The sequence below is a fragment of the Streptomyces sp. NPDC001914 genome, assembly GCF_042891215.1.
Classification (GTDB): Bacteria; Actinomycetota; Actinomycetes; order Streptomycetales; family Streptomycetaceae; genus Streptomyces.
In genome coordinates, this window is record NZ_JBIASW010000002.1 from 556,266 (window position 1) to 567,676 (window position 11,411).

An 11,411-nucleotide genomic window follows, 5' to 3' on the forward strand; every position below is an offset into this window, starting at 1 on the left:
CGGCGCTGCGCAAACCGAGTCTCGGAGCGTGGTCACCACGGGAGTGCGCCCGCGTGAACTGCGAGACTGACGGTCATGAGCTACAGCACGGCTGACTCCTTTCCCAGTGTGACTCTCGACGACGTGCGCGGCGCGCAGAAGATGCTCTCGGGTGTCGCGCGGGTGACCGCGATGGAGGGCAGCAGGTATCTGTCGCAGCTCGTGGGCGCGCCGGTGCAGTTCAAGTGCGAGAACCTGCAGCGGACGGGATCGTTCAAGCTGCGCGGCGCGTACGTGCGGATCGCGGGCCTGCTGCCGGAGGAGCGCGCCGCGGGTGTCGTCGCCGCGAGCGCGGGCAACCACGCGCAGGGCGTCGCGCTCGCCTCCTCGCTGCTCGGGGTGCGGTCCACCGTGTTCATGCCGAACGGCGCCCCGCTGCCCAAGGTCGCGGCCACCCGCGAGTACGGCGCCGAGGTGCGGCTGCACGGGCAGGTGGTCGACGAGACCCTGGCCGCCGCGCAGGAGTACGCGCGGCGGACCGGCGCGGTGTTCATCCACCCCTTCGACCACCCCGACGTCATCGCGGGGCAGGGCACGGTCGGCCTGGAGATCCTGGAGCAGTGCCCGGAGGTGCGCACGATCGTCCTCGGGATCGGCGGCGGCGGGCTCGCGGCGGGCGTGGCCCTCGCCGTGAAGTCGCTGCGCCCGGACGTACGGATCATCGGTGTGCAGGCGGAGGGCGCGGCGGCCTATCCGCTCTCGCTCGCGGCCGGGCGGCCGATGTCGGTCGAGAACCCGGCCACGATGGCCGACGGCATCAAGGTCGGCCGCCCCGGCGACGTGCCGTTCCGGCTGGTCGAGGAGCTGGTCGACGAGGTCCGTACGGTCTCCGAGAACGACCTGTCCAGCGCGCTGCTGCTGTGCCTGGAGCGCGCCAAGCTGGTCGTCGAACCGGCCGGCGCGAGTTCCGTCGCGGCCCTGCTGCGCGACCCCGGCGCCTTCGAGGGGCCGGTCGTGGCGCTGCTGTCGGGCGGGAACGTGGATCCGCTGCTGATGCAGCGCATCCTGCGGCACGGCATGGCCGCGGGCGGCCGCTACCTGGCGGTCACGCTGCGGCTCACCGACCGGCCCGGCGCCCTGGCCACGCTTCTCGGGGTGTTGTCAGTGGCGGACGCTAACGTCCTCGATGTGAGCCACGTACGGACCGATCCGCGGCTCGGGCTCACGGAGGTGGAGGTCGAGCTGCACCTGGAGACCAAGGGGCACGAGCACTGCGCCGAGGTGAACGCGGCGCTGCGCGAGGCGGGGTACACGGTCATCGACTGACGCCGGAGCCGTCCGCGGAGCCCGGTCGTCCCACTCGGGGAAAATCCATTGAGTGACGCGATACATCGCGTTACGGTGGGTGTCGGATCGGCGTCGGCGGGGCCGGGCCGATGAGTTTCTCGTCGTGCACAGGTCCCCAGTACGCGCACATCCGAAAGCACGCGCACAGCCGAAAAACACGCGCACATCCGAAAATCCCCAACGACGTGGAGAACACTCATGCCAGGCGCCATCTACGCCGAAGGCCTGGTGAAGACCTTCGGTGACGTAAGGGCTCTGGACGGCGTCGACCTCGATGTCCCGGAAGGCACCGTGCTCGGCCTGCTCGGGCCGAACGGCGCGGGCAAGACGACCGCGGTCCGCTGTCTGACCACCCTGCTGCGCCCCGACAGCGGCAAGGCCGTCGTCGCGGGCGTCGACGTGCTCAAGGACCCCGACGCGGTCCGGCGCAGGGTCGGCCTGTCCGGACAGTTCGCGGCGGTCGACGAATACCTGACCGGCCGCGAGAACCTCCAGATGGTCGGCCAGCTCTACCAGATGCGGGCCAAGGCCGCGAAGGTCCGCGCGGACGAGCTCCTGGAGCAGTTCAACCTCGCCGACGCCGCCGACCGCACCGCGAAGACGTACTCGGGCGGCATGCGGCGCCGTCTGGACCTCGCGGCGGCCCTGGTCGTGTCGCCCCCGGTGATGTTCATGGACGAGCCCACGACCGGTCTGGACCCGCGCAACCGCCAGCAGCTGTGGGACGTCATCAAGCAGCTCGTCTCCGGCGGTACGACCCTGCTGCTGACCACCCAGTACCTCGAGGAGGCCGACCACCTGGCGCACGACATCTGCGTCGTCGACCACGGCCGCGTCATCGCCCGCGGCACCGCGGACGAGCTCAAGGCGCGGACCGGCGGCGAGCGCGTCGAGGTCGTCGTGCACGAGCGCGAGCACATCGCGACCGCATCCGAGGTGCTGGCCGGCTTCGGCAAGGGCGAGACGACGGTCGAGGAACACACCCGCAAGCTCACCGTGCCCGTCACCGGCGGCGCCAAGCTCCTCGCGGAGGTGATCCGCGAGCTGGACGTCCGCGGCATCGAGATCGACGACATCGGCCTGCGCCGCCCCACCCTGGACGACGTCTTCCTCTCGCTCACCGGCCACGTGGCCGAGGAGAAGGCGGCGGAGGACGACGGCCGGGCGGACGGCCGGGGCACCAAGGGCAAGGACGCCCGGACCGACAAGAGCGGGAAAGAGGCCGTGAAGTGAGCGCCGTCAGCGACGCCGTGCAGGTCACGGCACCCTCGAACCCGGTCTACCAGTCCATCCGGGACTCCCTGGTCATCGCCAGACGGAACCTGATCAGAATGTCCAGGATCCCGGAGATGGTCATCTTCGGACTGATCCAGCCGATCATGTTCGTGGTGCTGTTCACGTACGTCTTCGGCGGGTCCATGAAGATCGGCGGCAGCACCAGCGCCACCGCGTACACGAACTTCCTGATGGCCGGCATCTTCGCCCAGACGGTCACCTTCGCGACCGCGGGCGCCGGCGCGGGCATCGCGGACGACATGCACAAGGGCCTCATCGACCGCTTCCGGTCGCTGCCCATGGCGCGGGGCGCGGTGCTCACCGGCCGCACCCTGGCCGACCTCGTGCAGACCGCGCTGACCCTGCTGGTCCTCGCGGTGGTCGCCGTACTGGTCGGCTGGCGGGTCGGCTCGAACGGCAGCACCGACGCGTTCCGCGTCATCGGGGCCTTCGGGCTGCTGCTCCTCCTCGGGTACGCGTTCACCTGGATCGGCGCGCTCATCGGCCTGTCCGTGCGGACGCCCGAGGCGGCCACCTCCGGCGGGCTGATCTGGCTCTTCCCGGTCACGTTCATCTCGAACGCGTTCGTGGACACCAGCAACATGACCCCCTGGCTCCGCCATGTCGCCGACTGGAACCCGTTCAGCGCCACCGTGCAGGCATGCCGGGTGCTGTTCGCCAACCCCGGCGTGTCGACGTCCGAGGCCTGGCCCATGCAGCACCCCGTCTGGGCCTCGGTGATCTACTCCGTCCTGATCGTGGTGATCTTCCGGACGCTCGCCGTCCGCAAGTACCGCTCGGCGACGGCGTGAGGTCCCGCCCGGCGACCGCGTGAAAGGGACGCGATCGACGGGACGCGATTGACGGGACGCGATCGACGCGGACATGACGATGCCCCCGGCGTGCTGCCGGGGGCATCGTCGTCGCTGGTCCCGGGATCAGCCCCGGTGCGGTTCGGCCTTGAGGATCTTCACCGAGGCGAGCTTGCCGTTGGGCAGCTCGTACTGGGCGTCCTCGCCGACCTTCTTGCCGTTCACTCCGGCGCCCAGCGGCGACTGCGGAGAGTACGTCTCGATGTCGGAGCTCGCGTATTCGCGGGAGCCGAGCAGGAAGTCCAGGGTGTCGTCCTCGTCGCCGTCGAAGGCGATGGTCACGATCATGCCCGGTGCGACCACGCCGTCCGCCGCGGGAGCCTCGCCCACCTTGGCGTTCTCCAGGAGCTGGGTCAGCTGGCGCACACGGAGCTCCTGCTTGCCCTGCTCTTCCTTGGCCGCGTGGTACCCGCCGTTCTCGCGCAGGTCGCCCTCCTCGCGCGCGGCCGCGATCTTGGCGGCGATCTCCGTGCGCGCAGGACCAGACAGGTACTCCAGCTCGGCCCTCAGCTGGTTGTACGCCTCCTGGGTCAGCCAGGTGACGTTCTCACTGGTCTGGGTCACAGGTGCTCCTCGTAGGTACTGGGAATACAAAGCATCGCCCTACCCAGAAGCATGTTCTCTCACGGGTGGGCGAAACCACGAGCCTAACAATTCAGCGGCTCTGAGGGGAGGACATAAGACATCAGAATTGCATCAACGCTGGTCAGCCCGCGTGGCAGCCGAGGAGTTCCGCCGTGGTGCCCCGGGCCGTCGTACGCAGGGTGACCACCTTGTCGAGGCGGGAGGAGTCCTGGTCGAAGCGGAAGTCCGCGCGGCCCACCTCCAGGCCGTCGGCGTCCTGCGAACGCAGGGTGCAGTAACCCTTCGTACCGGCGTCCTTGTGCACCTCCAGGTGCACCTCGACCGCGCGGTCCGAGACCGCCTTGAAGGTGATCACCTGCGCGCTGATCTTGGACCCGGCGATGTAGTCGTAGCCGAACCAGCCGACCACGCCGATCAGGACGACACCGAGGACGCCGCCGACGATCCTGAGCTTCCGGTCGGCGCGCTCGTCCGCGGAGCGGCCGTAACGGCCCTCGGGCAGGCGCGTGCTCGACGTACTCATGATCGTCCTCTCGGCTGGGGTCACCGGACCGGACCCCGGAATTAATCGCCCCCCGATTCCGTCACTATAGAAGCCGCCCGCAGCGCGGAATCACGCCGGGCGCCGACAGCCGACCCACTGGGGCGACAGCCGAACGACCGAGGATTGAGTCTTGACTGACCAGCTGCGACTGATGGCCGTGCACGCCCACCCCGACGACGAGTCGAGCAAGGGTGCGGCCACCATGGCGAAGTACGTGTCCGAGGGGGTGGACGTGCTGGTCGTGACCTGCACGGGCGGGGAGCGCGGCTCCATCCTCAATCCCAAGCTTCAGGGCGACAAGTACATCGAGGAGAACATCCACGAGGTACGCAAGAAGGAGATGGACGAGGCCCGCGAGATCCTCGGCGTCAAGCAGGAGTGGCTCGGCTTCGTCGACTCGGGTCTTCCCGAGGGCGACCCGCTGCCGCCGCTTCCCGAGGGCTGCTTCGCCCTGGAGGACGTCGACAAGGCGGCCGGCGAGCTCGTCAAGCAGATCCGTTCGTTCCGCCCGCAGGTGATCACCACGTACGACGAGAACGGTGGCTACCCGCACCCCGACCACATCATGACCCACAAGATCACGATGGTGGCCTTCGAGGGCGCCACGGACACCGAGAAGTACCCGGAGTCCGAGTTCGGACCGGCCTACCAGCCGCAGAAGCTCTACTACAACCAGGGCTTCAACCGCCCGCGCACCGAGGCGCTGCACCACGCGCTCCTGGACCGCGGGATGGAGTCGCCGTACGGGGACTGGCTGAAGCGCTGGAGCGAGTTCGAGCGCACCGAGCGCACGCTGACCACGCACGTTCCGTGCGCGGACTTCTTCGAGATCCGCGACAAGGCGCTGATCGCGCACGCCACGCAGATCGACCCCGACGGCGGCTGGTTCAAGGTCCCCATGGACATCCAGCGGGAGGTCTGGCCGACCGAGGAGTACGAGCTCGCGAAGTCGCTCGTGGACACATCCCTCCCCGAGGACGACCTCTTTGCGGGCATCCGCGACAATGCCTGACATGAGCGCAAGCCTGGCACTGACGCACCTCGTCCCCCTCGCCAAGGAGGTCGACGAGAACAAGGTCACCCCCGGCGTCCTCGGCTTCATCGTCTTCGCGGTGATGGCCCTGGCCGTCTGGGGCCTGATGAAGTCCATGAGCAAGCACATGGGCAAGGTCGACTTCGAGCAGGACCCCGAGAACAAGGCGGTGTCCGCCGACGGCTCCGGCGGGACCGCTCCCGCGAAGGGCTGAGAGGGCGCCCGCGAGGGGTCCGGTGGGCACCCGCCGCGGGACCCTGCACCGGCACCCGCGGGACTCCTGACCACGGCACCCGCGGGGCCCAGGTCACGAGCCCGGCGGTGCCTCCGGCCTCCGCCGGACCACAAGGCACGACCGCCGACCCGGTGTGAGCCCCGCGGGCGCACACCGGGCTTCGGCATGCCCCCGCGGGACCGGCCGCCTCACGTCGTCACCGGTACGCCCATCACGTCGCGGGCGTGTCGGCCCGGCACCATGCCCAGGCGCCACGCCTGCCAGCCGGCGTCCAGATCCACCCCCCGCTCCAGCAGCAGCCGGTACGCCCCGATGAAGTCGTCCAGCCTGCCGTCACGGGTGGCGTGGCCGGCCCGGCCGAGCTGCGACAACTCCTCCAAGGCCACCGCGGCACCCACCTCGTGACCGCCCGGCGCCGCGTAGGGGAGCAGGGTGCAGCGCAGGAAGCGGGCCCAGTCCTCCCCGCGGCGGTCGCCGTACGAGGCGAACAGCCCGACGGCCTCGTCGCACAGCGTCAGCGCCTGCTGGGTACGGGCGTTCCCCGCGTCCACGACGGCGAGCTCCAGGCAGGTCCACGCCTCGCCGTGCGCCACCCCGATGCGCTGGAAGTCCGCCCGGGCGTCGACCAGGAGCTGACGGGCGAAGCCCGAGTTCCGCAGGGAACCCGTCTGCGCGGCACGCTGGTCGCGGGTCACACGGGCCGAGTGGTGGCGGGCGCAGGCGAGCCCGTAGACGTCCCGCATGCGCGAGAACATCGTCCGGGACCGCTCCAGCTCCCGCACCGCCTGGTCCAGGCTGCCGGTCTCCTCCAGGGACTGGCCCAGGTAGTAGACCGTCCAGGCCTCGCCGCGCGCGTCCTCGTTCTCGCGATGCCGGGACGCCGCCTGGCGCAACCCGTCGACCGCGGCGGACGGGTCCCCCTCGACGAGCCTCGCCCGGGCCAGCTGCGTCAGCGCCCATGCCTCCCCGCGGGCGTCGCGCGTACGGCCGTACAGATCGAGCGCCTCGCGCAGCTCACGCTCCGCGCGCGGCACGTCGCCCATCCGCAGACCGAGCTGGCCGAGCTGGAAGTGGGCCCAGGCCTCGCCGTGCACCGAGCCGCTCTCGCGGTGCAGGACCAGCGCCTCGGTGAGGAGCGCGAGGGCCTGGCCGAGCCGGGACCTGTCGCGCTCCACCGCCGCGAGCGCGTGCATCGTCCAGGCCCGGTCGGCCGCCAGCTCGGGCGAGGCCTGCAGGTCCATGGCCTCCTGGAGCTTGGCCGCCGCCTCGACGAGACCGCCCTGGTGGTGCAGCGTGATGCCGAGCGAGCACAGCGCCCTCGCCGCCCCCGCGTCGTGATGGGCCTCGAAATACAGGTCCACCACCGCGGCCAGGGTCGTCCGCGCCTTGTCCAGCTCGCCGAGCTGGCGGGCCGCGATACCGGTGCGCCACTGCACCGAGCGGACCAGGAGCCCCTGGTCGACGGCCTGGGTCAGCTCGCTGATCTCACCCAGCCGGTACAGGTCGCCGCGCAGCAGGCAGTAGTCGCACAGGGCGCCCAGCAGATGGAGCACCGCCGCCTGGTCCACCCCCTCCGCGTGTCTGAGGGCCGCCGTGATGAAGCTCGACTCGTCGTCCAGCCAGCGCAGCGCGGCGTCCAGGGAGGTGAAGCCGTGCGGCCCGAACTGGTCGGCGCGCGTCGACGTCTTCCCGTCCACCAGGCGGATCACCGAGTCGGCGAGCTCCGCGTAGTTCACGATCAGACGCTCCTGCGCCGCCGTGCGCTCCGAGGCCTCCTCCTCGTCGAGGAGACGGGCCGCGGCGAAGGTCCGGACGAGATCGTGCAGGCGGTAGCGGCTGCCGCGCACGTGGTCGATCAGACCCGCCCGGGACAGCGCGGTCAGATGACGCACGGCCTCGGCCTCGTCCGTCGCCAGCAGCGAGGCCGCCGCGGCCGCGCCCAGCGAGGCCCGGCCGGCCAGGGCCAGCCGGCGCAGCAGCCGGCGCGCCATGTCCGACTGGTCCGTGTACCGCAGCCACAGCACCCGCTCCACGGGCTCCACCGGGCCGTACGCCGCGAGGTCGCCGGCGAGGGCGCGCGGGGTGCGGGGGCCGAGCGAGGAGCCCGCGACCCGCAGGGCCAGCGGCAGGCCGCCGCACAACTCCCGTATCCGTTCGGCGGATTCGCCGTCGTACGGGCCCGACGCGTCCTGGGCCGCCGCGCTCAGCAGTTCCTCGGAGCCCGCCGCGTCCAGCGCCTCCACGGGGAGCTGGTGCACCCAGGCGGCCAGATCGCCGGGCAGGCCGAGAGGCTTCCGCGCGGTCACCAGGACCAGGCTGTCGGAGCGCTCGGGGACCAGGGTGCGCACCTGCTCGGCGTCGCTCGCGTCCTCCAGCACGATCGTGACGGGCAGGCCCGTCAGATGCTGGTGATACAGCTCGCTCAGTCGCTTGACCTGCTGGTCCTGCGAGGAACGCTCGCGGAAGAGGAGCTGTTCGCGCGGGGCGCCCAGCCGGTTCAGCAGGTGGAGCAGCGCGTCGCGGGTGGTGAGCGGCGGATCGTCCGGGCTGTCGCCCCGCAGGTCGACCACGCACGCGCCGCGGAACTGGTCCTTGAGGGCGTGCGCCGCCCGGACCGCCAGGGTGCTGCGGCCGGAGCCGGGGGCGCCGTGCAGCACGACGACGGTCGGCTTCGTCTCCGTGCTCGCCCGGGCCGCGTGGACCCACTGCGCGATCCGTGACAGTTCGCCGCGGCGCCCGGTGAACGGGCCCTCCTGCTCCGGGAGCTGACCGAACGACTGCTCCAGCACACTGCGCCGCCGGGCGGCCGCGCTCTTGTCGGTGCGCCGCAGCTGGGGGGCGCCCTTCTTGGCGCCGGTGGTGGCGCTGAGCACCCGCTGCTGGTCGAGGAACGGGCGTACGCCCCGTACCTCCAGGGCCGTCAGCCACTGGAGGCGCAGCTGCTCGGGGCCGCCGGGCTGCCCCAGTGCTCCGGCGCGGCGGCTCGCGGCGGGCAGGTGCGCGGCGGTCACCTTGAGGACGGTGGCGGTCGCGCCCGCGACGGCCACGGTCGCGCCGGTGCCGACGGCGGTGCCGGCGCCGGTGCCCAGGGCCAGGTCGCAGGCGACGGCCGCGAGCGCGCCGACCGCGGCCACCAGCAGCGGAGTTCCGGATCCCTCGCGGGCGAAGCGCTGCCCGAAGGTCTGCCGTCCGGCCTCGGACTCCTCCAGCGCGCGTGCGTAGGCCGTGTACTCCTCGGCGGCCGTCTCCGCCATCGCGTCGAGCGAGGCCCGCGCCCGCGACAACAGGGCACTGCCGTCCGCACGCCCCCCTGTGCGCCGCACCTCCTCCTCGACGGCCCGGACCAACAGCGTCTCGGCCTCCGCCCGATGGCCGTCCCGCATGTCACGTCCCCCTCCGGCAGCAACTCCCTGGCCTACGAGTGTCCTTCGGCGACGACGCGAACGCGAGGGGGCGTCGATCATTCGTGCCGTCCGGGACACCGTGGGAGAGTGGCAGGGTGAACCGACTGGCCGATGAGACGTCCCCGTATCTGCTCCAGCACGCCGACAACCCAGTCGACTGGTGGCCGTGGTCGGCCGAGGCCTTCGACGAGGCCCGCAGAAGCAACCGGCCCGTTCTGCTGAGCGTCGGCTACAGCGCCTGCCACTGGTGCCATGTCATGGCCCACGAGTCCTTCGAGGACGAGGCGACGGCCGCCTATCTGAACGAGCACTTCGTCAGCGTCAAGGTCGACCGTGAGGAACGGCCGGACGTCGACGCCGTCTACATGGAGGCGGTGCAGGCGGCGACCGGGCAGGGCGGCTGGCCGATGACCGTGTTCCTGACCCCGGACGCCGAGCCCTTCTACTTCGGCACCTACTTCCCGCCCGAGCCCCGCCACGGCATGGCGTCCTTCCGGCAGGTGCTGGAGGGTGTGGCGAGCGCCTGGACCGAGCGGCGCGACGAGGTCGCCGAGGTCGCGGGGAAGATCACCCGGGATCTGGCCGAGCGGGAGATGTCCTTCGGGGACAGCCGGGTGCCGGGCGAGGAGGAGCTGGCCGGAGCGCTGCTCGGACTCACCCGGGACTACGACGCGGCGCGCGGGGGATTCGGCGGCGCGCCCAAGTTCCCGCCGTCGATGGTGATCGAGTTCCTGCTGCGCCACCACGCGCGGACCGGCTCCGAGGGCGCCCTGCAGATGGCCGTGGACACCTGTGAGCGGATGGCGCGCGGCGGTCTCTACGACCAGCTCGGCGGCGGCTTCGCCCGCTATTCCGTCGACCGGGACTGGGTGGTGCCGCACTTCGAGAAGATGCTCTATGACAACGCTCTTCTCTGTCGCGTCTACGCGCATCTGTGGCGGGCCACCGGGTCCGAGCTCGCGCGGCGGGTCGCGTTGGAGACCGCGGACTTCATGGTGCGTGAACTGCGCACTGCTGAGGGCGGGTTCGCCTCGGCGCTGGACGCGGACAGTGACGACGGTACGGGCAGGCACGTCGAGGGTGCCTACTACGTGTGGACGCCGGCGCAGTTGCGTGAGGTGCTGGGGGACGCGGACGCCGGGTTCGCGGCGCGGTACTTCGGGGTCACCGAGGAGGGCACGTTCGAGGAGGGTGCCTCCGTCCTCCAGCTGCCGCAGCAGGAGGAGGTCTTCGACGCCGGCCGGCTCGCCTCGGTTCGCGAGCGGCTGCTCGCGGCGCGGGACGGGCGTCCCGCCCCGGGGCGCGACGACAAGGTCGTGGCGGCCTGGAACGGGCTCGCGGTGGCCGCGCTCGCGGAGACCGGCGCCTACTTCGACCGCCCCGACCTGGTGGAGGCCGCGATCGGCGCCGCCGACCTCCTCGTACGGCTGCACATGGACGACCGGGCGCGGCTGGCCCGTACCAGCAAGGACGGCCGGGCCGGCGCCCATGCCGGGGTGCTGGAGGACTACGCGGACGTCGCCGAGGGCTTCCTCGCGCTGGCGTCCGTGACCGGGGAAGGGGTCTGGCTGGAGTTCGCCGGGTTCCTGCTCGACCACGTCCTCGCGCAGTTCACGGACGCCGAGTCGGGTGCCCTGTACGACACGGCGGCCGACGCGGAGCGGCTGATCCGCCGCCCGCAGGACCCCACCGACAACGCCACGCCCTCGGGGTGGAGCGCGGCGGCCGGGGCGCTGCTGTCGTACGCCGCGCAGACCGGCGCGGAGCCCCATCGCACCGCCGCCGAGCGGGCGCTCGGTGTGGTGAAGGCGCTCGGGCCGCGGGCGCCGCGTTTCATCGGGTGGGGGCTCGCGGTGGCCGAGGCGCTGCTCGACGGTCCCCGGGAGGTCGCGGTGGTGGGCGAGGGCGGTGATCCGGCCACGACTGCGCTGCGGCGTGCGGCACTTCTGGGTACGGCGCCGGGTGCCGTCGTCGCGGTGGGGGTGCCGGAGAGCGGTGAACTCCCGTTGCTGTCCGGGCGCCCGCTGGTGGACGGCAAGCCGGCCGCGTACGTCTGCCGCAACTTCGTCTGCGACGTCCCGACGACCGATCCGGACCGGCTCCGCGCGGTTCTGAACGGCCGAAACGCGTAACCTCC

At 71.7% G+C, this 11,411-nt stretch carries 9 protein-coding genes; 6 read left to right on the plus strand and 3 right to left on the minus strand.

What is annotated here, in order from left to right; genetic code table 11:
• The first annotated feature begins 75 nt into the window (after window positions 1–75).
• The 3 genes from ilvA to ACFYYF_RS07525 all read left to right on the plus strand — a co-directional run bounded on the left by ilvA (window position 76) and on the right by ACFYYF_RS07525 (window position 3,413).
• Entirely contained in the window at window positions 76–1,305 is a 1,230-nt protein-coding gene (gene ilvA / locus ACFYYF_RS07515) for a threonine ammonia-lyase (protein WP_361685832.1), read from the plus strand.
• Between the two features lie 219 nt (window positions 1,306–1,524).
• Window positions 1,525–2,559, plus strand: a complete 1,035-nt coding sequence (locus tag ACFYYF_RS07520) for an ATP-binding cassette domain-containing protein (RefSeq protein WP_361685834.1) — start codon at window positions 1,525–1,527, stop codon at window positions 2,557–2,559.
• Window positions 2,556–3,413: an ABC transporter permease gene (locus tag ACFYYF_RS07525; protein ID WP_365480355.1), complete on the plus strand. Its 858-nt coding sequence runs from the start codon at window positions 2,556–2,558 to the stop codon at window positions 3,411–3,413. Before ACFYYF_RS07520 ends, ACFYYF_RS07525 begins: the two co-directional genes overlap by 4 nt.
• A 126-nt stretch (window positions 3,414–3,539) precedes the next feature.
• On the opposite strand, the gene greA is transcribed toward ACFYYF_RS07525, so the two are convergent.
• Both greA and ACFYYF_RS07535 read right to left on the minus strand, forming a co-directional pair.
• A complete protein-coding gene (greA, locus tag ACFYYF_RS07530; protein ID WP_361685838.1) occupies window positions 3,540–4,037 on the minus strand; it encodes a transcription elongation factor GreA in 498 nt (165 codons plus the stop codon).
• Window positions 4,038–4,179: 142 nt separating this feature from the next.
• Window positions 4,180–4,581 (minus strand): DUF4307 domain-containing protein, encoded by a 402-nt coding sequence (locus ACFYYF_RS07535; protein WP_361685840.1) that lies wholly within the window; start codon window positions 4,579–4,581, stop codon window positions 4,180–4,182.
• Between the two features lie 172 nt (window positions 4,582–4,753).
• Here ACFYYF_RS07535 and mca point away from each other — a divergent pair, with 172 nt between their 5' ends.
• Complete coding sequence (gene mca, locus ACFYYF_RS07540) at window positions 4,754–5,614, plus strand: mycothiol conjugate amidase Mca (protein WP_361686008.1); 861 nt, start codon at window positions 4,754–4,756, stop codon at window positions 5,612–5,614.
• Window position 5,615: 1 nt separating this feature from the next.
• On the plus strand, window positions 5,616–5,849 hold the full coding sequence (locus tag ACFYYF_RS07545) for a hypothetical protein (RefSeq protein ID WP_388772383.1): 234 nt from the start codon (window positions 5,616–5,618) through the stop codon (window positions 5,847–5,849).
• A 209-nt stretch (window positions 5,850–6,058) separates the two neighbouring features.
• On the opposite strand, the gene ACFYYF_RS07550 is transcribed toward ACFYYF_RS07545, so the two are convergent.
• A complete protein-coding gene (locus ACFYYF_RS07550) occupies window positions 6,059–9,253 on the minus strand; it encodes a tetratricopeptide repeat protein (protein WP_388772387.1) in 3,195 nt (1,064 codons plus the stop codon).
• Window positions 9,254–9,369: 116 nt separating this feature from the next.
• On the opposite strand from ACFYYF_RS07550, the gene ACFYYF_RS07555 reads away from it, so the two are divergent.
• Window positions 9,370–11,406: a thioredoxin domain-containing protein gene (locus ACFYYF_RS07555; RefSeq protein WP_388772390.1), complete on the plus strand. Its 2,037-nt coding sequence runs from the start codon at window positions 9,370–9,372 to the stop codon at window positions 11,404–11,406.
• Window positions 11,407–11,411: the final 5 nt, after the last annotated feature.

Bases quoted from the DNA above. Each gene is read 5' to 3' on its own strand.
- ACFYYF_RS07550 (WP_388772387.1), bottom strand. From the start codon at position 9,253: ATGCGGGACGGCCATCGGGCGGAGGCCGAGACGCTGTTGGTCCGGGCC.
- ilvA (WP_361685832.1), top strand. From the start codon at position 76: ATGAGCTACAGCACGGCTGACTCCTTTCCCAGTGTGACTCTCGACGAC.
- ACFYYF_RS07535 (WP_361685840.1), bottom strand. From the start codon at position 4,581: ATGAGTACGTCGAGCACGCGCCTGCCCGAGGGCCGTTACGGCCGCTCC.
- mca (WP_361686008.1), top strand. From the start codon at position 4,754: ATGGCCGTGCACGCCCACCCCGACGACGAGTCGAGCAAGGGTGCGGCC.
- ACFYYF_RS07520 (WP_361685834.1), top strand. From the start codon at position 1,525: ATGCCAGGCGCCATCTACGCCGAAGGCCTGGTGAAGACCTTCGGTGAC.
- ACFYYF_RS07545 (WP_388772383.1), top strand. From the start codon at position 5,616: ATGAGCGCAAGCCTGGCACTGACGCACCTCGTCCCCCTCGCCAAGGAG.